The following is a 22582-nucleotide window of genomic DNA, read 5'->3' on the forward strand; positions in this document are numbered from 1 at the left end:
CGACAGCGACTCCTGGCTCGGCGCCAACACCAGCCCGCTGCTCTTCGACACCTCGGGCAACAAGAAGGCCGCCTACACCTCGGTCCTCAACGCCCTCAACGCCGCCGACCCCAACCCCGACCCCGACCCGACGCCCACACCCACACCGACCCCGACGCCCACGCCGACCGTCACCCCGACCCCGGGTCCGGGGGCGTGCTCGGCGACGGTCACGACGACCAACAGCTGGCCGGGCGGCTTCCAGTCGACGGTGACGGTCAGCGCGGGCAGCGCGCCGGTCAACGGCTGGACCGTACGGTGGACCTGGCCCGGCGGGCAGAGCATCAGCAGCCTGTGGAGCGGCCAGCACACCGTGTCCGGCTCCAGCGTGAGCGTCCGCAACGCCGCGTACAACGGCTCCGTCGCGGCGGGTCAGTCGACCACCTTCGGCTTCACCGCCAACGGCACCGCGGCCGCCCCCACGGCCACCTGCACCAGTCCCTGACCCGATCCGGAACGGGCCGGGCCGTGGTTCCCACGGCCCGGCCCGTTCGTCACGTCCTCGGCTCACCCCCACCCCCGTGGGGGTGAGCCGGTTCTTCCACGTCGGGGGAACGGTCTTTCCTGGAAGGGAGCGGCGGGGTGGCCGAGTCGGCGGACACCCCGCCGCCCGCTCATCGCCGGGGCTTCTGCGGAAGCCTCGGCAGCACGTGGGGCGGCCCGGAGAAGACCAGGTCCGCCTTGACGGTGTTGTAGGCGCGCTTGGGCCGGTAGGACTCGTCGTACAGGGTGGCCAGGCCCTCCGGGGGATCGGTGAACCAGCCGGGCACCCAGGAGTGCCTGTCGGTGAATCCCCAGACGGTGTACGACAGGCAGTGCCGGTTGGCCAGGCACGCCTGAAGGAGCACGCTGTGGTTCGCCGCCGACGCCTGGAGGCGGGGGTTGATCTCGTTGGAGTCGCCCGCCCGCACGCCCTCGGTCATCTGGCTGCGCACGTCCACCTCGGTGAACGCCGTGGCGAGCCCGAGGCCGGAGAAGGCGTCGAGCACCTCGAGCGCCTGGAAGGCGTCGAAGTTGCCGTACTGGGTGCCGAGGTGCCCCTGGCTGCCCACGCCGTCGATGGGGACGCCGCTCGCGCGCAGCTTCCTGACCATGTCGTAGACGTACCAGGTCTTGTCGGAGGGGCCGCGGTCGCCGAACGCCTCGATGTTGTAGTCGTTGTAGAACAGCAGGGCGTTCGGGTCGGCGGCGCGGGCCCAGCGGAAGGCGTCGGCGATGTAGCCGGGGCCGAGGTGCTGCGCCCAGAAGCCCTTCAGGTGGATCGACGACGGGGTGTCCCACGGGTCGCTGGCCGCCTCGTTGACGACGTCCCAGTGGGAGATCTTGCCCTTGAAGCGCTTGACGACGGTGGTGATGTGATCGCGCAGGATGTCGCGGAGTTGCGCCTTGCCGATCGTCCCGTCGGCGACGCCCTGGGTGAGCCAGGCCGGCAGCTGGTTCTGCCAGACCAGCACGTGCCCGCGGACCTGCTGCCTGTTCTTGCGGGCGAACTCGATCAGCTCGTCGGCCGGGCCCCAGTTGTACGTGCCGCGGGTGGGTTCGAGCGACTCCCACTTCATGGCGTTCTCGGCGGTGACGGAGGAGAACTGCGAGGCGGCGAGCGCGCGGTACTGCGGATCGGCCGCGTCGTTCAGTGTGTCCAGGTCGATCGCGGTGCCGATGGCGAGACCGTGGCGGGCGGCGAGCGCGCGCAGGCTCTGCTCGGAGACCGTGGGGTGCCGCTCCTCGGCCAGGACGGGAACGGCGTTCAGCGTGCCGGCCAGCATGAGCGTGGTGGCACCGACGGTCAGGAAACGCTTCATAGAACTCCTTCGGGATCGGCCCCCCGAAACTTTCGGTTCATCAGCGAAATGAATCGTATTAAACCTTTCCCCAAGAGGAAAGGCCAATACCGGAACCCCGAAACACTTCAAAAACACTCGGCGGGCGGGGACGTCCGGCCGTCAGGCATCGGCGGCGTCGCGGCCGCCCGGTCCCGGGTGGCCGGCGGGCGCGCTCCAAGACGTCATCACCGGCCTCTTCGTCCCGTACCGCGATCGGAACGCGTACCGCGGCCGCGGTCGCGCCTCCGGCGTCGGACCCGTCTCACCGGCGCCCTTCGGGCCCGGCCGCACCTCGACGGGCCGGGGGCGGGGCGTCGCGGGAGGTGAAACTTTCAGAATCGCCGGTCTTCCGGCGGCCGGGCGGCGCCGTTGAACGACCTCGATCTCACGCGCCGGGTTTTCGCTGATGGAGAGGCGAATATCTTCCGTGCTGGGAATGTGCCGTTCGCGAATGGCCGCGTCCGTGTGGCGGCGAGCCGCCCGAAACTTTCCAGCCATGTCCTTGACACCTTTCTGGGCCTTTCCCACACTTGGGTGCCGAGCGGGACGTACGCCTTCATTCGATTGTTAGCGCAAACATGCGGTGACCGCCCTTCTCGGGCCGGCGGCGTCCGTCGCGGTGACCACGCTCGGGGCGGTGGCGACAAAGAAGGGCACTCTCGTCGGCGAGCCAGGTGCGCGGCGGGACGAACCGCCGCGGAAACCGCCGGGCCGCCCCGGCCAGACCAGCTTCGCCCGCCGGCAGCATCCGGATGGCACGATCTCGGGAGGGTCCGTGGTACGGATCGTCATGGCAGTCGCCCTTCTCGGCACCTCGCTGGTGGCCGTGGCAGGGCAGGCCGCGACAGGGCAGGCCGCGACAGGGCAGGCCGCGGCCGCGCCCGTCATCACCGTCTCGGACGGTGTGCGTTACCAGGAGATGGACGGCTTCGGCGTCTCCACGGCGTTCCGCCGGGGTGAGCTGCTGCGCAACCTGTCGACGGCGCAGCAGAACGACGTCTTCCGCCTGTGGTTCGACCGCGAGAGCGGCGCGGGACTCAGCATCCTGCGCCTGGGCATCGGCGCCTCGCCGGTCGGCAGCCCGTACGACAAGATGGTCTCCATCCAGCCGCAGAACCCGGGCGGTCCCAGCGCGTCGCCGAAATACGTGTGGGACGGCGACGACGGCGCCCAGGTGTGGGTGGCCAAGGTCGCGCAGTCGTACGGCCTGAAGCGTTTCTACGCCGACGCCTGGAGCGCCCCCGGCTACATGAAGGACAACGGGAGCGAGAACAACGGCGGCACCCTCAAGTCCGAGTGGAGCGCGGCCTACGCCCGCTACCTGGCGCAGTACACGAAGTTCTACGCGCAGGAGGGCATCAAGATCACGGACTTGGGGTTCACCAACGAACCCGACTACACGGCGACCTACGAGTCCATGCGCTTCACCCCGGCCCAGGCCGCCGCCTTCGTCAAGGTCCTCGGCCCGATCGCGCCCGACGTCAAGATCGCGTGTTGCGACTCCTTCGGCTGGGACCAGGGCAAGGCGTACACCAACGCCATCGAGGCGGACTCCGAGGCCCGCCGCTGGGTGTCCACCTACACGGCTCACACCTACGCCAGCCAGATAACGAGCCCGCAACCCGGCAACAAGCGCAGCTGGATGTCGGAATGGGGCCCCGACGGGAGCACCTGGAACGAGAGCTGGGACGACGGGAGCGGCCAGGACGGCTTCACCGTGGCCCAGGCCATCCATCAGGCTCTCACCGTCGGCAACGTCAGCGGCTACATCTACTGGCTGGGGGGCTCCTCGGGGGCCACCCGGGCGCTGATCCAGATCGACCCGGCGGCGCGGACCTACCGCGTGTCCAAGCGGCTGTGGGCGATGGCGGCGTACAGCCGGTTCATCCGGCCGGGCGCGGTCCGGCTCGGCACGTCGACGAGCAACTCGTCGCTGAAGGTGTCGGCGTTCCTCAACTCCGACGGATCGAAGGTCGTCGGGGTGCTGAACACCGGCAACTCGGCCGTCACCTGGGACGGCCTGCAGGGCGGTACCACCGCCTACGTCACCGACAACTCCAACTCGCTCACGAGCGCCACGGTCACGGGCGGCGCCGTCACCCTCAGGCCGCGCTCCCTCACGACCGTCGTGATCGGCGCCACGCCCACCCCGACTCCCACGCCCACGCCGACCCCGACTCCCACGCCGACTCCTACGCCCACTCCCACGCCCACGCCGACCCCCACGCCGACGCCGACTCCCGGCCCCGGTGGGTGCACGGCGACGATCCAGACGGTGAACGACTGGAGCGGTGGCTTCCAGTCCAACGTCACCGTGCGGGCCGGCTCCAGCGCGGTCAACGGCTGGACGGTGAGCTGGACCTGGCCCGGCTCGCAGGCCGTCAACCAGCTGTGGGGAGGCGTACGGTCCGGCTCGGGAGCGGCCGTCACCGTCCGGAACGAGACCTGGAACGGCGGCCTCGCCGCCAACGCCACCACCACGTTCGGGTTCACCGCCAACGGCACCGCCGCCACACCGGTACTGACATGCGGAGTCTCCTGACCCGATGACGACGACGCGCCGCCGCTCCCCCCGCGTGAGGGGGAGCGGCGGCGTCCTTCGTCCGGTCCACGGCATCGGCGATACCACCCTCACCGTGCCGGCGGCCGGCCGAAAGCGAGGGGTCAGCCCACCCGGCAGGAGACCGCCGGCCAGGTCCAGTCGCCGCCGTGCATCACGGTGAAGCCGAAGGTGTTGCCACTGCCGTTGGGGCGCATCGTCATGACCTTGCCGCTGCCGTCCCAGGTCGGGCTGCCGTTCCAGGTGCTGCTGACCCGATGGGCGTTGCGCAGGGTCACCGTGACGATCCAGCTGGTGCTTCCCGAGACGTTGACCGACAGGTTGAACCGGTCGCTCCACTGCTGGCCGGCGGTGACGGTGGCCGTGCAGCCGCCGCCCGGCGAGGTCGTCGGCGTCGGCGAGGGGGTCGGGGTGCCGCCGTCAGGTGCCACGGCCCTGCCGGTGGAGGGCGAGATCATGCCGGCGCACAGGTTGCGGCTCCTCAGGTTCGCGGCGATCTGCGGGATCGCGTTGAGCGTCGTCGCGTACTGGTCGTGCATCAGGATGATCTGGCCGTTCTGCAGCCGTCCGGCGGCCTGCACGATCTGGGCGGTGCTCGCGCCGTTCCAGTCCTGGGAGTCGACGTCCCAGATGATCTCGGTGAGGCCGAGCTGCTGCGCGACCGACCTCAGGGTGGCGTTGGTCTCCCCGTACGGGGGCCGGAAGAGCCTGGGCGCGGTCCCGGTGGCCTGCTGGATGGCCTGCTGGGTCCGCTGCAGCTCCGACTGGATCTGCGAACCGCTCATGTTCACCAGGTGGGGGTGGGTGTAGCTGTGGTTGCCGATCCACATGCCGGCGTCCCGCTGGGCGCGGACCAGAGCCTGGTTGTTCTGAGCGTTCTGCCCGGTGTTGAACATGGTGGCCCGCAGGCCGTTCTGCCGCAGGGCGTTCAGCAGGTTGGCGGTGTTGCCGGGGTTGGGGCCGTCGTCGTAGGTGAGCCCGACATACCCGGCGCCGCAGTCGGCGGCCTGTGCCGCGGGTGACGAGGTCACGGTGAGCGCCGCGCCGAGGACGGTGAGAAGGCCCATCACGAGCGAGCTCCGGATGCGTGAGCGGCGTAACCGGCTTCCGCCGGTGACGGTTGCGTTGTCGATCACTCTGTTCCTCCAGTGGAACATCGATCGGTAAGGACGGGGGGACGCACACGCGCACGGTCGCGGCGTAACGCGTACGGAATGCGCGGAGCCAGGGTGAGCCCTGAGTCTCGTCGCCGGTCACCCGGGTGAGGTGAGCGGGCCTGTCTGGTGAGTCATTCTGTGTATCGCCACGAAACCTGTCAAGAAAGCATCGAAAGCTTTCGGATACATTGGCCAGATTCTGATCATGAGACAGCTGTTTTCATCGGTCGATTCCAAACGCGACCGGCCGGGCGGGATTGATGAACAGGGAAAACGTCCTGCGCGGTAATCAAAATCAAGATCGTATTTCCGATATATTTCTGAAAGTTGTTGACAGTCAGGCGTGCCAAACCCACACTCTCACCATTGACAGGCCCCAACCGCTGTCGATCCGGGTCACCCGCCGCGCGGCCTGGTCCTCCGGTCGCGACCGCGCGACGACCGGCCGGCCCTGCCGCGTTGTACGACCCCGACGCGCGGTGGACGTCACCTCGGCCACCGCCCGCCCCGCGAGTCGTGTCACGCTGCCTGCCCCCACCGGCCCTCACCGGCCTTCACCGGCCTTAACCAGGAGGAAACGCGCATATGAACGATGCCCCCGCCCCCTCGAAGAGCCGAGGGCGTGGCCGTACCAGATCGCTCGTCGGCCGTGTCTGCGCCGTGGCGCTGGCCATGGCCGTGGCGGTGCTGCCCGGCCCCGCCTACGCGGCCATCACCACCAACCAGACCGGTACCAACAACGGTTACTTCTTCTCGTTCTGGACCGACAGCCAGAACACGGTCTCCATGGAGCTGGGGTCCGGCGGCAACTACAGCACCTCGTGGAGGAACACCGGGAACTTCGTCGCCGGCAAGGGCTGGAGCACCGGCGGGCGCAGGAGCGTGAGCTACTCGGGCAGCTTCAACCCGTCCGGCAACGCGTACCTCACCCTCTACGGGTGGACGAGAAACCCGCTGGTGGAGTACTACATCGTCGACAACTGGGGCACCTACCGGCCCACCGGGACGTACAAGGGCACGGTCACCAGCGACGGCGGCACGTACGACATCTACCAGACGACGCGGTACAACGCTCCGTCCATCGAGGGCAACAGGACGTTCAACCAGTACTGGAGCGTCCGCCAGTCGAAGAAGACGGGCGGCACCATAACCTCGGGCAACCACTTCGACGCCTGGGCCCGTAACGGCATGAGCCTGGGCAACCACGACTACATGATCCTCGCGACAGAGGGCTACCAGAGCAGCGGGAACTCCAACATCACGATCGGCGGCTCCTCCGGCGGCGGCGGCGGTGGTGGTGGAGGCGGCGGTGGCGGTGGTGGCGGCGGCTGCACCGCGTCCCTCTCCGCGGGCGAGCAGTGGAGCGACCGCTACAACCTCAACGTCGCGGTCAGCGGTTCGAGCAACTGGACCGTGACGATGAACGTCCCGTCCCCCGCGAAGGTCCTCTCCACCTGGAACGTCAGCGCCAGCTACCCCAGCGCCCAGGTGCTGACCGCCAGGCCCAACGGCAGCGGCAACAACTGGGGCGTGACGATCCAGCGCAACGGCAACTCGACCTGGCCGACGGTCTCCTGCAGCGCGGGCTGACCCCGGCACATCCAGCACATCCAGCACATCCGGCACATCCGGACACCGCCCTCACGGCGCGACGGCCCACCGCCGCCGCGCCGTCGAGGGCGACGGCCGCGTCGGTGGCCGCGCCGGTCGAGTCCGTGGCCGAAACGGCCGCGCCGGTCGAGTCCGTGGCCGGGAACGGGGCGCGTCGGTGACCGGCGCGGCGCGGTGCGGGGTGCGCTCAGCGACGTCGCCGCGTCGCGTCGAGCAGGGCGGGCGGCGTGTCGAACTTCTCGTGCGGGGCGAGGTCGACACCGGGGGCGACGATCGCGTCGATCGCGTCGAGCACGTCGGCGGAGAGCACGGTGTCCGCGGCGGCGAGCTGGGAGCGCAGGTGGTCCATGGTGCGGGGACCGATGATCGCGCTGGTCACGGCGGGGTGCGCGGTGACGAACCCGAGCGCGAGCTGGATCATCGTCAGACCGGCCTCGTCGGCGACCGCCGCCAGCCGCTCGACCGCGTCGAGCCTGGCCCGGTTGGCGGGGACGGCGATGTCGAAGCGCTCCGGCAGGATTGCCGAGCGGCTGGTGGTGATCTTTCGGCCCTCGCGGACCGCGCCCGACAGCCAGCCCGAGGCCAGCGGGCTCCACGCCAGCACGCCGAGCCCGTACTGCTCGGTCACGGGCAGGACGTGGGCCTCGATCCCGCGCTGCAGGATCGAGTAGCTGGGCTGCTCGGTGACATAGCGGCCCAGGTGGTTCTCCCGGGCGGCCCACTCGGCCTGCACGATGCGGTACGCGGGGAACGTCGAGGAGCCGAAGTAACGGATCTTTCCCGCGCGCCGCAGGTCGGTCAGGGCCGACAGCGTCTCCTCGTCGTCGGTGCCCGGGTCCCACCGGTGGATCTGGTAGAGATCGACGTGGTCGACGCCCAGGCGGCGCAGGCTGTTGTCCAGCTCGGTGACCAGCCAGCGGCGCGAACCGCCCCGGTGGTTGCGCTCGTCACCCATCGGCATGCTCGCCTTCGTGGCCAGGACGATGTCGTCGCGGCGGCCGGCGATGGCCTTGCCCACCATCTCCTCCGACTCGCCCTGGCTGTACATGTCGGCGGTGTCGATGAGGTTGATCCCTCCCTCCAGGGCGGCGTCGACCATGGCGGTGACCTCGTCCTGGGTGGTGCGTCCCAGGGCGCCGAAGTTCATCGCGCCGAGTACGAGGGTGCTGACCTGCACGCCGGTGCGGCCCAAGGTGCGGTACTGCATGACTGTTCCTCCTGGGGAGGTGAGGTGAGTGTGCGATGCCCGGCTTGGTGGTGGCTCGCCTCTTCTGGCATCCTGGACAAGCGGAACCGTGTTCCGCTAACCAATATGCGGAACACGGTTCCGTTTGTCAAGCGGGGTGACGGAGGGAGCGGCGCGATGGCCGACATCGACAGCGGATCGGGGGCGCCGGTCCCGCGGAAGCGGGCCGACGCCCGGCGCAACGAGGAGGCGCTGCTGGACGCGGCCGCCGCGGCGTTCGTCGCCTCCGGCGTCGACGTGCCGGTACGCGACATCGCGGCCAGGGCCGGCGTCGGCGTCGGCACGATCTACCGCCACTTCCCGACGCGGGCCGATCTCATCGTCGCCGTCTACCGGCACCAGGTCGAGGCGTGCGCCGAGGCCGGGCCGGCGCTGCTGGCGAGCAGCGACACACCGCACGCCGCCCTGGCGCGGTGGATCGACCTCTTCGTCGACTTCCTGGTCACCAAGCACGGTCTCGCCGGGGCGCTGCAGTCCAACGACGCCGCCTTCCAGACCCTGCACGCCTATTTCCTCGACCGTCTCCTCCCCGTGTGCGCCCGGCTGCTCGACGCCGCCGCCAGCGCGGGTGAGACCCTCCCCGACGTGGCCGCCCACGACCTGATGCGCGGCGTCGGCAACCTCTGCATCGGCGCGGAGAACGACCCCCGCTACGACGCGCGCCGCATGGTCGCGCTCCTCGTCGCGGGACTGCGCCTCCGCTGAGAGCCTCCACTGAGACGACACCGCGGGGCGTCCGACGTACGGACGCCCCGCGGCGGCGTTACCTGACAGGGCGGGCCGGGCCCGCCGTGGTGATCAGCTTCCGTAGACCTCGAAACTGAACAGGGAGTAGCCCCACGCCGTGGCGCGGGTGGTGCCGTAGATGCGCACGTACCTGGTGGAGGCGCTCAGGCCGGTGTTGTCGTCCTCACCGCCGTTGCCGCCGGTCACCGTCCTGGCGGTGGTCCAGGTGGTGCCGTTGGGCGAGGTCTGGATCTGGTACGCCGACCCGTAGGCCGCCTCCCACACCAGGCGCACCCGGTTGATCGTGTACGTGGCGCCCAGGTCGACCTGGATCCACTGCGGGTCGGAGAAGGCGCTGGCCCACCGGGTCGTCGCCGACGCGTCCACCGCGGCCGAGGCCGGGTAGGCGGCCGCCTCCACGCTGGACGCCGTCGCCGTCTTGTTCAGCGCGAGGTTCGACGTCGGTGTGCCACCGCTGGCGAACGTGAAGGAGTCGATGTCGAACAGCGAGCCCGCGCCACCGGTGAAGACGAGGAACAGGTTCGTCGTCCCCGACGGCGGCGTCACGGTGCCGGTGACGTTGGCCCAGGTCTCCCAGCCGCCGGTCGGCGCGACCGTGGCCGTGCCGATCACCGTCCCGGTCGCCGAACCGGCCCGCAGGGTGAGCGTGCCACCGGCGCCGGCCGACGCGACCCGGGCCGTGAACGACGTCACCCCGGTCAGGTTGTACGGCGTGAACGAGATCCAGTCCCCGTTCTCGACGTAGCCGATCGCGTTGCCGCCGTTGGCCGAGGGCTTCGCCACTACCTGCACGCCCTGCTGGGCGCTGAAGTGCTCGGCCTGGCGGGTCCGCGGCTGCAGGACGGCCTGCGGAGCGTGGACCGCGGTGGTCGAGCCGACCGGGGTGTACTCCGCGTCGAAGACGCCGAAGATGTTCGCGTTGGCGTCGTGCTCACCGTCCACCGGGGTCTGGATGGTGCCCGAGCAGCCGGTCGCGCTGGTCATCTGGTGGCCGTGGCTGTCGTGGCCGAGGATGTAGTTGATCTTCACCCGGCTGCAGTCGACGGTCGGGGCGTTCGGGTCGGTGACGCTGATCTGGAACGGGACCGCGTCGCCGAAGTTGAACACCCGCCCGTTGAGCGGCAGGTTGAGGGTGACCACCGGTTGCCCGACGCTGATGGTGGTGCTCGCCGTGGCGCTGCGACCGGTGTTGTCGCTCACCGTCAACGTCGCCGTGTACGTGCCGTTGGCCGTGTAGGTGAACGACGGGTTGGCCGCGGTCGAGTCGGTGCTGCCGTTCGTCGTGAAGTCCCACGCGTACGTGATCGGGTCGCCGTCCGGGTCGGTGGTCCCGGCCGAGCTGAACTGCACGGTGAGCGGCGCGTTGCCGGCCTTCGGGTTGGCGCTGATCGCCGCGATCGGGGCCTGGCCGGTGCCCGAGTTGTACTCGATCCTGTACACGGCCGAGTTGGCGTCGCCGCCGAACCAGCCGGTGCCGTAGTCGAGCACGTACAGCGCCCCGTCAGGCCCGAACTCCGAGTCCATCACCTGCGTGCCGGTCCAGGTGGGGAAGGGCTCGATCGTGCCCACCCCGCCGCTGCCGTTCAGGGTGACCGTCTTGATCCACCGCCGGCCGAACTCGCTGATGAACACCTTGCCGTTCATCGACGCCGGGAACTTCACGTCCGAGACGAGCGCGGCGTTGTAGTTGTAGACCGGGGCGCCCATCGGCGACCAGCTTCCGCAGCACAGCTCCGACCGGTCCTGGCCGACCCCGTACGGCAGCCAGGCCGCGCGCGAGGCCGGGAGCTGGGTGATGCCGGTGTTGTTGCGCGAGTTGTTCGTCGGCCCGCCGGCGCAGTTGAACGCGGAGCCCGAGGGCCCGGAAGGGAACGTGAAGTCGACGTAGGGCACGTTGAACTGCGAGCAGTACGGCCAGCCGTAGTTGCCGGGCTGGGTGATGCGCTCGAACGAGACCGACGCCGCCGGGCCGCGGGTGGCGCTGGCGGTGCCCGAGTCCGGCCCGTAGTCACCCAGGTAGACCGTGCCGGTGGCCTTGTCCACGTTCATCCGGAACGGGTTGCGGAAGCCCATCGCGTAGATCTCGGGCCGGGTGTTCGCGGTGCCCGCCGGGAACATGTTGCCCGACGGGACGGTGTAGCCGCCGCCCGCGCTCGGCTTGATCCGCAGAACCTTGCCCCGCAGGTCGTTGCTGTTGCCGGAGGTGCGCTGCGCGTCGAAGGCCGGGTTGCGGTCGGTCCGCTCGTCGATCGGCGTGTAGCCGCCGGAGTCGAACGGGTTCGTGTCGTCGCCGGTGGAGAGGTAGAGGTTGCCCGCCGCGTCGAAGTCGATGTCGCCGCCGACGTGACAGCACATGCCGCGGCTGGTGGGGACGTCGAGGACGGTGACCGCGGAGGCCGCGTTGAGGGTGTGGTCCGCGTTGACCGTGTACCTGGCCAGCCGGTTCACCCCGTTGAACGGGGCGAACTGGGCCGCCGTGCCCGAGGCCGGGGCGTCACCGCCCGGGGTCGACAGCGGCGGCGCGTAGTAGACGTACACCCACCGGTTCGTCGCGAAGTTCGGGTCGGCCTTGATGCTCTGCAGACCCTCCTCGTCGTGCGTGTACACCGGGATGGTGAGCGCCACCTTGGTGTTGCCCAGCACGTCGGTGTAGCGGATCACGCCGTCGCGTGAGGTGTGCAGCACGCCCCGGTTGGGCAGGACGGTGAGGCCCATCGGCTCGCCGGTCTCCGCCACGCCCTTGGCCAGCGTCACCTGCGTGTAGCCGGGCGCCGCGACCGCGGCGGCCTTCGACGCCGCCTTCGACGCGGTGCTCGGCGCGGCCTGTGCGGCCGGAGGGCCCAGGCTGAGTGCGGTCGCCAGTACGGCGACGCATGCGACTAGCTTTCTCAACATGATCGGTGGTGCTCGCTTCCTGTAGTACGAGTCCATACAGGCGTGCGCCGATCACGCCAACGACGCGGAGAGGCGGGGGGAGATCCCTCAGCGACGTCGTTCGGACAAACTGTGACCCTTATGTGTAAAACAGTCAACAGGTCTCTGTCAGGGGTTGTGAGTCACCTCGTATTCGAGTTTTCGAGGTTTTGAGGCTTCGAGGTTTTGAGGCTTCAGCCGGCCGCGAGCGGACGTGTCGGAGCGCGGCACGAAGGTGAGCGTGCGCGGGAACGCGAGGGGGGTCCCGCTCGCCGTCCGGGGAGGCCGGTGACCGGTGGGCGCCGGTGTCGTCGGCGCCCGTCGGTCTCCGCCGGCGGGTGACGAGCGAGACCGGGCCGGCGGGGGCGGTCGGCGTACGCCCCCGCCGGCCCGGCCATCTCCCTCGTGCCGGCGGCGCGGCACCACCTGGCGCCGCGCCCGCCGTCAGCAGGTCACGGTGGGGCGGATCAGCAGTCGCATGAGACGACCTCCAGGCCGTTCTTCGAGGGGGGTGTGGGGGGTGTGGATCAGCTGATCACCGCGACCGGGGAAGCCACGTCATCAGATGCGGTGGTACGGGTACGGGGTGAGCCGGGGCCGTGGAAGCCCGGCCGCCGCCGTACGGCGGGCCCTGTGGGTGAGGTGGTTCGCTCCCGGCCGATCCGGTCCGGCGGCCGCGCGCACACGCGGTGATCCGGGCCGGTCGCCGATCTCGGCTTCGGACAGCGACCTCGTGCCGCGCGGGGGACGAAGGTGCGGTGCTGCAGTCGCAAATCGCTGCACCTCCTGAACTTTCGCCACTTTTACGGCTTATTTTGTCATTCTGGTGCGATCTTAAAATGTTACGTACAGACTGTCTAGATGTTACGGCCGACTTCGTCGGACTTTCGTCGGTTAGCGACGAAAGTCCAGCGTTATCGGTCGAAACTCCAGGCTGTGGCCGTGGACCCTCGCCGTCCATCCAGGAAACCACCGGCGGTCCTCGCGTTCCCGCGACGGCGACCCCCGAGAAATCATTCCGTTCCCCGCCACCGTTGCCTCCGGCCGGTCGGGCCAAGGAGGATCTTCTTGTCAGGCTGAAGTCAGGGGACGCTGTGTCAGACGGTCACTTGGTCGGGGTCTACCGGATCACCAGGACGCCCGACGAGAACGGATCCACCGATACGGCCCTCGCCACGGGGCCCGACGGCACGCCGGTCGTCATCACCTTCCTGGACGTCGGCGACGATCCCGACGGGTCGGTCGCCCGGCGCACGCTCGACGAGGCCGAGGTGCTGCGCCGGATACCGTCCGCCGGCGTCGCCCGGGTGCTGGACGCTCAGCTGCACGAGGGCAGGCCGTACCTCGTCACCGAGCACGTCGAGGGCCCCACCCTGGCCCGGCGGGTGGCCGGCGAGGGTCCGCTGCGCGGCGACGAGCTGCACCGCCTCGCGCTCGCCACGGTCACCGCGCTGTCCGCGATCCACCGGAGTGGATTCGGCCACCCGCGGGTCGGCCCGGACGACATCGTGCTGGCCGAGGGCGGGGCACGGCTGACCGGCCTGCGCCCCTTCACCGTCCCGGCGGCCGGCGCGGTGACCAGTTCGGCCGTCTCGATAGGTTTCTCCGCGCCGGAGCGGTTGCACGCCTCGGCCACCGACCGGCCGGATCCGGCCTCGGACCTGTTCTCGTGGGCCGCCTGCGTGGTGTACGCCGCGACCGGCAGGCCGCCGTTCGGCACGACGCCGACCGAGGTGGCCGCGCGTCTCGGCGCGGGCGTGGCCGCCGTCGCGCCCGCCGACCTCGCCGCGGTCGGTCCCGGCCTTCAGCACGTGGTGAGCACCTGCCTCTCGCCCGACCCCGGACGCCGGCCCACCGCCGACGAGGTGCTGCTCCGCCTGGTGGGGCAGGACACGAGCCAGGTGGCCCGGCACATCGGCCGGCCCGAGGGCACGACACCCGCCCGGTCGTGGCGGCGGCCCGTGTGGATCGCGTCCGGGGCGGTGGTCCTGGCACTCGCGACGGGCGGCGCCGTGCTGCTGGTGGCCGCCCCCTGGGACGAGCCGGAGCAGCGGCGGTCGGCGGTCCCCGCCCGGTCGGGCCCGGCCACCCCGGCGACCTCGGCGGGCGCGACTTCGGCCGCCCCGAGGCCCGACGTCGTGCTGCCCGCCACGCGCAGGGTGGAGTTACCCGACATGGGCGCGGTGCTCAACGAGAACCCGGACGATCCGGTCCTGCTGGCCGGATACCTCGCCCCCGGCACGGAGGCCACCTACGTCAGGGACGCCGACGGCGACTCCTTCAGCAAGACAGATGACCTGTACCAGCCGGTCCGCTCACCCGACGGCAAGTGGACGGCCATGGTGAGCTGGGCCAAGTTCGGCGGCGGCGTGAACACCGACCATGTCCGGTTCGTCAGCCAGGAGAACGGCGAGCAGTTCGACGTCGAGGTCGGCAGGAAACCGGTCGGCGTGGTCGCGCCCGTGTGGTCCAGGGACGGCGAGCGGGTCCTGCTCACCTTCTACGACAGCACGCCGGGCGCGTCGGCCGCGCAGGGGTTCGTCATCGCGAACCTGGCGACCAGGACCGCCTACGAGGTCCCGCTCGGCAAGGGCCCCGACGTCAGCTCCTTCACCTGGTCGGCCGACGGGAAGGAGGTCGTCAGGGTCGCCGCGCCGGACCCGAGGCGCCCGAGCGTCCTGCGCGCGATCTGGTACTCCGAGACCGGGCGCGAGCTGCGAAGGTCGCCCGAGGAACTGGGACCGACCGTCAGCCGGGGGAACTGGCTCTCGCCCTCGGGCACCAAGTACTTCGCCGTGTGCGCCGGCACCCCCAAGAACGTGTGCGTGTACGACGCCCGCACCGGCAAGCGGCTGGCCGTGGTCCCCACCGGCACGTCGGAGGACGTCGCCAGGCCGCAGGCCTGGTTCGGCGAGGAACACCTTCTCGTGGTCAAGCCCCGGGGCAAGAACAGCCGCTACGAGGTGATCGGCTTCGACGGCGAGGTGCGGCGGGTGCTCGCGGACATCCCCGCCAAGCGCGTCCTCGACTTCCTGATGGACTTCGCGTCCACCCCATGACCCCCCTTCGCGCCGGTGACCCGGACCAGGTGGGCGGTTACCGGCTCCTGGGCCGGCTCGGCGAGGGTGGCCAGGGCGTGGTCTATCTGGCACGGGAGGCGGACAGCGACGGCGGTGGCGAAGGCGACGGCGGCGGCAGGGTCGCGGTGAAGCTGCTGCGCCGCCTGGACGACCCCGACGCCCTGGCCCGCTTCCAGGACGAGGGCCGGATCCTCCGGCGGGTGGCGTCGTTCTGCACCGCCCGGGTCCTCGACTCCGGTACGGAGGGGCGCCTGCCGTACCTCGTCAGCGAGTACATCGAGGGGTCGTCCCTGGCCACGGCCGTGGCCGAGCGCGGGCCGCTCGCCGGTTCCCCGCTCTTCCAGCTCGCGGTCGGGACGCTGACCGCGCTGGCCGCGATCCATCAGAACGGTGTGGCGCATCTCGACTTCAAACCGGGCAACGTCCTGCTGGGCCCCGACGGCCCGCGCGTCATCGACTTCGGCATCTCACGCGTCACGCGGGCCACCCAAACGGTGGAGGAGCTGGTGGGGACGCCCGCGTTCATGGCCCCCGAACAGCTCGGCAGCAACTCGGCGGGACCGGCCTCCGACCTGTTCGCGTGGGCGGGCACCATGGTGTTCGCCGCGACCGGGCGCCCGCCGTTTCCCGGTGACGCGCTCCCGGTGATCTTCTACGGTGTCCTGCACCGCGAGCCCGACCTCTCCGCGTTGCCCTCGGGACTGCGCGAGGTGGTGGCCGCGTGCCTGGTCAAGGATCCGGCACGGCGGCTCTCCGCGGTCGACGCGCTGCTGCGGCTGCTGGGCCGCGACCTGCCGTCCGAGGCGCTGCTGGCGGAGGCCACTGCCATCGCCTCGGGCGCGCCCCGCGGGAGGGGCCGCGCGGTGGCGGCCGTCAGCGCGGTCGCGGCCCTCGCCCTGTCCGCCGCGGCCGTCCTGTACGGCCTCAACCACGGCCTCAACGGCGGGCAGGCACCCCCGGCCGCCGCCCCGGCGAGCGCCGCCCCGCCAACCCCCTCCTCGTCGCAGCGGTTGCCCGGCGCGGACGTCGTCCTGTACGAGAGACCCGGCGACCCCGTACGGCTCGGCAGCTACATGACGCGCGAGTCCGGCTCCATCGGCGCCTACGCCCGGGCGGCGGCCGGGTTCCGCCTGGTGGCCCGTTTTCGCGAGCCCGCCGCCGCACCGTCCGGGGACAGGACAGCCATGATCACCAGGAACAAGTTCGCCGACGGGTCGCGCGACTTCGTCGAGATCACGAGCCCGGAGGGGACCATCACGATCCCCACCACGAGCCGGCCGGTCGGCGCGTACCAGCCGCGCTGGTCGAGGGACGGGCGCCGGCTGGTGCTCACCACCATGGAGGAGACCGGCGAGGCCAGGCGCCCGCGCGGGTTCGTGATCGTGGACGTGGCCGCGCGCACCGCCCGAGCCGTCACCGTGCCCGCCGACGAGGACTCCGGCGAGGACGACCACTACTTCTGGAGCCCCGACGGCACCACGGTCGCGCACGCCTCGGGGACGGGGGTCCGCTTCCACGCCCTCGACGGCCGGCTCGTCCGCGAGATGCGCGACGTCGGCGAACCGGTGAGCCTGGGCGACCCGTTCTCGCCGTCGGGCACGAGAATCCTCACCCGCTGTCCCGACGGCGAGGGCACCCTGTGCGCCTGGGACACCGCGACCGGCCAGGCCAGGGGCCGCTATCCGGCCCTCTCACGCCAGGTCTACGGCTGGTACGGCGAGGACGGCGTGCTGGTGCTCGACCACGGCGCCGAGCCGTACCGGCTGGTCGCCACCGACCGGCGGGGCGGCGAGACACGGCACCTCGCGGAGATCTCACGCGCCGCCTCCGAACGCTGGATCCCCCAGTTCGTCCCCGGCACCCGCTGACCACGTCCGGCATGGACGTGACGCGCAGGGGGACCGCCACCGGCCGTCGGCCGTGAGGACCTACCGCGGGGAAGGCGACCAGGTCGTGCGGATCCGGGCATCGTGAAGATCAGCCACACCCGGCCACCTGAACCCAAGGCGGCCCTCCGGCCTCGCCGGCGCAGCGGTGTTCCCGGCGGCGCCCCGCCGCCGGGAACACCGTCTCCCGCGCGAGGACGACCATGACCGCACCTTCCGCGACCCAAGACCAAGTTGGAGCGGCTGCTGTCGCGGCGCGATCTCCCGCTCCGGGGAAGACGCTCTACCGGATGTGGGCTTACAGCCGGGTAGCCGTGCGGATCAGGCCGGCGAGGGCGAGGGAGCGGCTGTGCGCGGGCCAGGCGATGTGGGTGACGACGGGGGGCGCGTCGATCAGCGGGACGGCGGTGTGTTCGGCCCACAGCCAGGCGCGGGCGGAGTCGGGGAAGATTGCCACGGTGCGTCCGAGGGCGATCAGCTGGGCCAGTTGCGTCTGGTCGTTGATCTCGGGGCCCGGGCCGGGAGGGTAGGTGCCATCGCGGGACCAGCGGGCGAGCGGCAAATCCGGGATGCTGGTGACCTCGGCCAAAAACAGCGTCTTGCGCGCGGCGAGGGGATGTCCGGCGGGCAGGATGACGATCTGCCCTTCGGTCAGCAGTTCCTCGCTGTCGAATCCGGCGAGGGAGTTGAACGGTGCGTGCATGAGTGCCACGTCGGCGCGGCCGTCGCGCAGCATCTCTCCCTGCTCGCACGTGCCGCTCGGCAGCACCTCGACCTCAACGGCGTCGGGCTCGGCCGCGTAGGCGTCGAGGAGTTTGTGCAGCAGCTCGTGGGACGCGGCGGCCTTCACCGCCAGCACCAGTCGGTTGCGGCGGCCGCCGGGGCTCCCGTCGTCGTCGGCACGGCGGGTGCGGCGCGCGGCGGCGGTGATCGCGTCGAGGGCCGCGCGGCCCTCGTGCAGCAGCATCTCACCGGCGCCGGTCAGGGCGACGCCGCGGCGGTTGCGTTCCAGCAGACGGACCCCCAGCTGCCGCTCCAACCGCTGGATCGCCCGGGACAGAGGCGGCTGGGCCATGCTCAGGCGCTCGGCGGCACGACCGAAGTGCAGTTCCTCCGCGACGGCCAGGAAATACCTCAGCTCGCGGGTCTCCAAGGTCTCCATGCCCGCCAGCGTAACCGGTGATACCTGCCGGGTATCACAGGGTGTCGTTTCGGTATTGGCTGTGCTGCTGCCGGACGGGCGAACATCGACGGTAGCGGAGCAGCGAAGCCCGCGCCGGTGCCCGGCACGGGCGCGACACGCAGCCCTCTGGAATATCCAGCTCAGCAGGGAAGACACAGCCATGAACACACCATCTGCCTCACTGCCCGGTGGCACCTGGCCCCTGGGCGACCTGACCGTCACCCGCTTCGGCTACGGCGCCATGCAGCTCGCCGGCCCCGGGGTCATGGGCCCGCCCGCCGACCACGACGGCGCGCTCGCCGTCTTGCGGGAGGCCACCGAGCTCGGGATCACCCACATCGACACTGCTGGCGCCTACGGGCCACGCATCACCAACCGGCTGATCCGTGAAGCGCTACACCCCTATCCCGCATCGCTGCACATCGTGACCAAGGTCGGTGCGGTCCGCGACCAGCAGGGCGGCTGGCCCACCGCCCGCAAGCCCGAGGATCTGCGCCGCGCCGTCCACGAGAACCTGGAGGACCTCGGCCTCGATGTGCTCGACGTGGTCAACCTGCGGCTCGGCGACGCCCAGGGGCCCCGGCCCGGCTCGCTGGCCGAACCATTCGAGACCCTCGCCGAACTCCAGCAGCAGGGCCTGATCCGACACCTGGGAGTGAGTAACGCGACCGCAGAGCAGGTCGCTGAGGCGCAGACAATCGCACCGATCGTATGCGTGCAGAACCTGTACAACCTCGCCTACCGCCACGACGACGAACTGATCGACGAGCTCGCCGCCAAGAACATCGCCTATGTGCCGTTCTTCCCGCTCGGCGGCTTCACCCCGCTGCAGTCCGCGACGCTTACCGCCGTGGCCACCCGGCTGGAATCGACACCGATGTCGGTCGCCCTGGCGTGGCTGCTGCAACGGACGCCGAACATCCTGCTCGTCCCTGGTACCTCGTCCGTGGCACACCTGCGCGAGAACGTCGCCGGCGCAGGACTCTCACTCTCCGACGAGGACCTCGCCGAGCTGGACAAGATCGGCCGCTAGCAGGACCAAAGAGCTGGGGGCGGCAGACCGGGTACGTCATGCGCTGTGCGGCGTGCGGCCGGGCCTGGTCACCGTCGAAGTGACGTCTCCTGAACCCGCTCCAGCGTCCTGCCCAGCCGAAACGCGGTCGAGTCCGAGGGGCGGCCGACACGGCAAGCCGGGCTGCCGTTGACCGATGGTCGCCAGCCGCCAGACCTGTTCTGATCTGGGACGTCTTGGGGAACAACCGAACCGCCGGGCCGGGGTCACTTGAGGAACTCGCCAGCAGCGGGACCCGCTCGGGGTCGTTGGGGTAACCCGAGCGGGGGCCTTGCCATCCCCCCGTGATTACCTCAAGTGACTGTAATGCCACTAAAAGCTATCGGAGGGGAGTGGCATGGCGACGGGTCGAGTGAAGTTGTACGACGCAGACAAGGGCTCTGGCCACATCACTCCGGATGCTGACTGTGACCGCAGGCTCAAGCGGTACAGGGCGGCTCTGGACGTCGGAGGAGATCCTGTCGTGGTCGCCGGGTGGATCAAGCAGACCCAGGGCGAGCGCACGAGGGCCGTGGCCGCACTGTATGAGTCCGGCAGCAAGCCGAAGATCACAAGAGAACTGATCGTCCGCACCATCGAGAACCTGGGAGACATGGTGAGGACCCTGCGGGAGGGGACCGCGGAGCGGAAGAGCGATGTCTATCGAAGCATCGGCCTGCGCGCCGAATTCGATCCCGAGAACAAGAAAGTGCGGGCCGAGGTGAACCTCGATCCCGCACCGTCTGGCAAATCCCGTTGGGATTTGGCTGGTGTCCGAGGGGGGACTTGAACCCCCATGCCCCGCAAAGGGCACTAGCACCTCAAGCTAGCGCGTCTGCCTATTCCGCCACCCGGACGTGGTGCCTGCACGCTGGACCGTCATCCCGCGTCGGCGGACTTAGGTTAGCAAACTCTTGAGCCGGCGTCATATCGGTAAGAGGGCGGGCACGGGCGGGGTGCCGGGAAGGGGAGGCCGACGGCAGGATGGGAGGTGGAAGCCGTACCGAACCCCAAGGAGTCCACATGACGGCGATCAACGCTGAGGACGAGGTCGTCGGGCTGTGCCGCGACCTGATCCGGATCGATTCGACCAACGCGGGCGACAACTCCGGGCCCGGTGAGCGGGCCGCCGCCGAGTACGTGGCCGAGAAGCTGTCCGAGGTCGGACTGGAGCCGCAGATCTTGGAGTCGGACAGCCGCAGGGCCAACGTGGTCGCCCGCATCGCGGGAGAGGACTCCTCCCGTGACGCCCTGCTGCTGCACGGGCACCTGGACGTCGTCCCCTTCAACGCCGGCGACTGGACCCGGCACCCGCTCAGCGGCGAGATCGCCGACGGCTGCGTCTGGGGGCGCGGCGCGGTCGACATGAAGAACATGGACGCGATGATCCTCGCGGTCGTGCGGCAGCGGCTCAGCGAGGGCCGCCGCCCGCCGAGGGACGTGGTGCTGGCGTTCACCGCCGACGAGGAGGCGGGCGGCAAGTACGGCGCGCAGTGGCTGGCCGACGAGCACAAGGACCTGTTCGACGGGTGCTCCGAGGCGATCGGCGAGGTGGGCGGGTTCAGCGTCTCCATCGACGAGGCGCGCAGGCTCTATCTGATCGAGGCCGCTGAGAAGGGCATCGCCTGGATGCGCCTGACCGCCACCGGCAGGGCCGGGCACGGCTCTATGCTCAACGCCGAGAACGCGGTCACCGAGCTGGCCGAGGCGGTGGGCCGCATCGGGCGGTACGAATGGCCGGTGCGGATGACGCGGACGGTCAGGACGTTCCTGGAGGAGACCTCCAGGGCCCTGGAGCTGGAACTCGACCTGGACGACGCGGAGAAGACCGTCGCCAAGCTGGGGCCGCTCGCCCGGATGATCGGCGCCACGCTGCGCAACACCGCCAACCCCACGATGCTGGAGGCCGGCTACAAGGCCAACGTGATCCCCCAGACCGCGACCGCGCACGTGGACGGCCGCTTCCTGCCGGGATACGAGGACGAGTTCTTCGAGACGCTCGACGGGCTGCTCGGCCCCAACGTGACCAGGGAGTTCGTCTACCACGACATCGCCATCGAGACCGGCTTCGACGGGCCCCTGGTGCGCGCGATGGCCGACGCCCTCCTCGCCGAGGACCCGGGCGCGCTGGCCGTGCCGTACACGCTGTCGGGGGGCACGGACCTCAAGGCGTTCAGCAGGCTGGGCATCCGGGGGTTCGGGTTCGCGCCGCTGCGGCTCCCCGCCGACCTGGACTTCTCCGGGATGTTCCATGGCATCGACGAGAGGGTTCCGGTGGATTCGCTCCAGTTCGGCGTCAGGGTCCTTGACCGTTTCCTGGACGGCTGCTGAGCCGTTCCCGGGAAACGCGTTGCGTTAACTCGATGTGGTGCTAGCGTAACTCTCCGTCGAGGGATGGCTCGTGTCCGAACGGGCCCGTCCAGGAGCTTTGGGGAGGTCACGTGGCACGTGTGCCGCACGGGCAGTGGAGGGCGTCCTCGCCCGCTGCCCGACGCGCGCCCGTGACCCTTCCCGTCGACGACACGATCCCCGACCGGGCTGACCGGATGGCGCGGTTCGCGGCCGGCACTCGGCGGGGCGTCAGGCGAGCCCTCGCGGTCGGCGGTCTCCTGGCCGCCGCATGGCTGCTCGCGGTCGTCTTCGGGCTCATCGGCGCCGCTCCCGCGGTCGCGGACACCACCGCGACGACAGGAGAGGCCCGCTCCCAGACCCCTCACACAGCCGCCTCCGGATCGGCCGTCAGGGCCGATGTCTTCCCCACGGTCAGCGGCGGGCTGTCGGCGACGCACAACGCCGAGGCTATGGCGGGGCGCGGTGTGGACGGGCTCACCAGCCAGTCCAGGCCGGGGTTCCCGGCACCCGCCACCGTCGAGCACGGCTCTGGCGCCAATGGATTCGTGCCCCAGAGCGGCAATGGATCCGGTCTCCCAGGATCGGGTCCGGGAGATGTCGCGTGGTTCTCCTACGACCCGCGGCAGACGACGCGGCGTGTCCCGCCGGCGTTCGTGCTCCCCCCTGTCGTCCGCACAGCGGCGGACGACCCTTCTTTCTCTCCTGACTGATCTCGTCGCACGGACCGGCCCATCCCCTTTCGGGTGATCCGCCGGTCGCGGAGCCTGCCTTCATCCTCCATCCCCAGGAGAACCGCTCCGTTCGGTGAGCGATCAGCAGGCGGCAGAAAAGGCAATCCCCATTCCTCGTGACGGCCGTCGGGGCTCCCGCTGTGCGGGTCTGTCCGGCCTTCGCATGGCCTCCATGCCCTCACGAGGGTCAGGTCCCCCCCGAA

General features: G+C 70.4%; 15 protein-coding genes and 1 tRNA gene. 10 read left to right on the forward strand and 6 right to left on the reverse strand.

All coding sequences use genetic code 11. The features are described from left to right. On the forward strand, positions 1-484 hold a 484-nt coding region (locus AC5L38_RS15220; RefSeq protein ID WP_495243438.1), incomplete at its 5' end, for a cellulose binding domain-containing protein. A gap of 169 nt (positions 485-653) precedes the next feature. On the opposite strand, the gene AC5L38_RS15225 is transcribed toward AC5L38_RS15220, so the two are convergent. Further along, on the reverse strand, positions 654-1841 hold the full coding sequence (locus AC5L38_RS15225; RefSeq protein WP_495243439.1) for an endo-1,4-beta-xylanase: 1188 nt from the start codon (positions 1839-1841) through the stop codon (positions 654-656). An 811-nt stretch (positions 1842-2652) separates the two neighbouring features. Here AC5L38_RS15225 and AC5L38_RS15230 point away from each other — a divergent pair. Further along, positions 2653-4404 carry a cellulose binding domain-containing protein gene (locus AC5L38_RS15230; RefSeq protein WP_495243440.1) on the forward strand — a complete coding sequence of 584 codons (1752 nt, stop codon included), beginning with the start codon at positions 2653-2655 and terminating at the stop codon, positions 4402-4404. Between the two features lie 122 nt (positions 4405-4526). Here AC5L38_RS15230 and AC5L38_RS15235 read toward each other — a convergent pair whose 3' ends face one another. Next, the gene (locus AC5L38_RS15235) at positions 4527-5558 is read right to left on the reverse strand and encodes a polysaccharide deacetylase family protein (protein ID WP_495243441.1); all 1032 of its coding nucleotides are present in this window, start codon (positions 5556-5558) and stop codon (positions 4527-4529) included. A 606-nt stretch (positions 5559-6164) separates the two neighbouring features. On the opposite strand from AC5L38_RS15235, the gene AC5L38_RS15240 reads away from it, so the two are divergent. After that, entirely contained in the window at positions 6165-7169 is a 1005-nt protein-coding gene (locus AC5L38_RS15240; RefSeq protein WP_495243442.1) for a glycoside hydrolase family 11 protein, read from the forward strand. Between the two features lie 208 nt (positions 7170-7377). Here the strand turns inward: AC5L38_RS15240 and AC5L38_RS15245 are convergent, their stop codons facing one another. Then, complete coding sequence (locus tag AC5L38_RS15245; RefSeq protein ID WP_495243443.1) at positions 7378-8397, reverse strand: aldo/keto reductase; 1020 nt, start codon at positions 8395-8397, stop codon at positions 7378-7380. A 156-nt stretch (positions 8398-8553) separates the two neighbouring features. On the opposite strand from AC5L38_RS15245, the gene AC5L38_RS15250 reads away from it, so the two are divergent. Continuing rightward, entirely contained in the window at positions 8554-9141 is a 588-nt protein-coding gene (locus tag AC5L38_RS15250) for a TetR/AcrR family transcriptional regulator (protein WP_495243444.1), read from the forward strand. Positions 9142-9234: 93 nt separating this feature from the next. Here the strand turns inward: AC5L38_RS15250 and AC5L38_RS15255 are convergent, their stop codons facing one another. After that, positions 9235-12078 (reverse strand): carbohydrate-binding protein, encoded by a 2844-nt coding sequence (locus tag AC5L38_RS15255; RefSeq protein WP_495243445.1) that lies wholly within the window; start codon positions 12076-12078, stop codon positions 9235-9237. Positions 12079-13190: 1112 nt separating this feature from the next. Here AC5L38_RS15255 and AC5L38_RS15260 point away from each other — a divergent pair. After that, the gene (locus AC5L38_RS15260; RefSeq protein ID WP_495243446.1) at positions 13191-15155 is read left to right on the forward strand and encodes a serine/threonine protein kinase; all 1965 of its coding nucleotides are present in this window, start codon (positions 13191-13193) and stop codon (positions 15153-15155) included. After that, positions 15152-17044: a protein kinase domain-containing protein gene (locus AC5L38_RS15265; RefSeq protein WP_495243447.1), complete on the forward strand. Its 1893-nt coding sequence runs from the start codon at positions 15152-15154 to the stop codon at positions 17042-17044. Before AC5L38_RS15260 ends, AC5L38_RS15265 begins: the two co-directional genes overlap by 4 nt. 316 nt (positions 17045-17360) lie before the next feature. On the opposite strand, the gene AC5L38_RS15270 is transcribed toward AC5L38_RS15265, so the two are convergent. Beyond that, positions 17361-18224: a LysR family transcriptional regulator gene (locus AC5L38_RS15270; protein ID WP_495243448.1), complete on the reverse strand. Its 864-nt coding sequence runs from the start codon at positions 18222-18224 to the stop codon at positions 17361-17363. 181 nt (positions 18225-18405) lie between these two features. Here AC5L38_RS15270 and AC5L38_RS15275 point away from each other — a divergent pair, with 181 nt between their 5' ends. Continuing rightward, entirely contained in the window at positions 18406-19278 is an 873-nt protein-coding gene (locus AC5L38_RS15275) for an aldo/keto reductase family oxidoreductase (RefSeq protein ID WP_495243449.1), read from the forward strand. Positions 19279-19780: 502 nt separating this feature from the next. Next, complete coding sequence (locus tag AC5L38_RS15280) at positions 19781-20086, forward strand: hypothetical protein (RefSeq protein WP_495243450.1); 306 nt, start codon at positions 19781-19783, stop codon at positions 20084-20086. On the opposite strand, the gene AC5L38_RS15285 is transcribed toward AC5L38_RS15280, so the two are convergent. Continuing rightward, a tRNA-Leu gene (locus AC5L38_RS15285) sits at positions 20065-20153 on the reverse strand. The genes AC5L38_RS15280 and AC5L38_RS15285 overlap by 22 nt on opposite strands. 166 nt (positions 20154-20319) lie before the next feature. On the opposite strand from AC5L38_RS15285, the gene AC5L38_RS15290 reads away from it, so the two are divergent. Both AC5L38_RS15290 and AC5L38_RS15295 read left to right on the forward strand, forming a co-directional pair. Continuing rightward, entirely contained in the window at positions 20320-21627 is a 1308-nt protein-coding gene (locus AC5L38_RS15290; protein ID WP_495243451.1) for a M20/M25/M40 family metallo-hydrolase, read from the forward strand. A gap of 170 nt (positions 21628-21797) precedes the next feature. Next, positions 21798-22358 (forward strand): hypothetical protein, encoded by a 561-nt coding sequence (locus tag AC5L38_RS15295; protein WP_495243452.1) that lies wholly within the window; start codon positions 21798-21800, stop codon positions 22356-22358. Positions 22359-22582: the final 224 nt, after the last annotated feature.

Source organism: Streptosporangium nanhuense (assembly GCF_059358815.1).

Excerpts from the sequence above, each read along its gene's own strand:
- AC5L38_RS15240 (WP_495243442.1), top strand. The coding sequence starts at position 6,165 with ATGAACGATGCCCCCGCCCCCTCGAAGAGCCGAGGGCGTGGCCGTACC.
- AC5L38_RS15245 (WP_495243443.1), bottom strand. The coding sequence starts at position 8,397 with ATGCAGTACCGCACCTTGGGCCGCACCGGCGTGCAGGTCAGCACCCTC.
- AC5L38_RS15270 (WP_495243448.1), bottom strand. The coding sequence starts at position 18,224 with ATGGAGACCTTGGAGACCCGCGAGCTGAGGTATTTCCTGGCCGTCGCG.
- AC5L38_RS15255 (WP_495243445.1), bottom strand. The coding sequence starts at position 12,078 with ATGTTGAGAAAGCTAGTCGCATGCGTCGCCGTACTGGCGACCGCACTC.
- AC5L38_RS15290 (WP_495243451.1), top strand. The coding sequence starts at position 20,320 with ATGACGGCGATCAACGCTGAGGACGAGGTCGTCGGGCTGTGCCGCGAC.
- AC5L38_RS15265 (WP_495243447.1), top strand. The coding sequence starts at position 15,152 with ATGACCCCCCTTCGCGCCGGTGACCCGGACCAGGTGGGCGGTTACCGG.
- AC5L38_RS15230 (WP_495243440.1), top strand. The coding sequence starts at position 2,653 with ATGGCAGTCGCCCTTCTCGGCACCTCGCTGGTGGCCGTGGCAGGGCAG.
- AC5L38_RS15225 (WP_495243439.1), bottom strand. The coding sequence starts at position 1,841 with ATGAAGCGTTTCCTGACCGTCGGTGCCACCACGCTCATGCTGGCCGGC.
- AC5L38_RS15250 (WP_495243444.1), top strand. The coding sequence starts at position 8,554 with ATGGCCGACATCGACAGCGGATCGGGGGCGCCGGTCCCGCGGAAGCGG.
- AC5L38_RS15275 (WP_495243449.1), top strand. The coding sequence starts at position 18,406 with ATGAACACACCATCTGCCTCACTGCCCGGTGGCACCTGGCCCCTGGGC.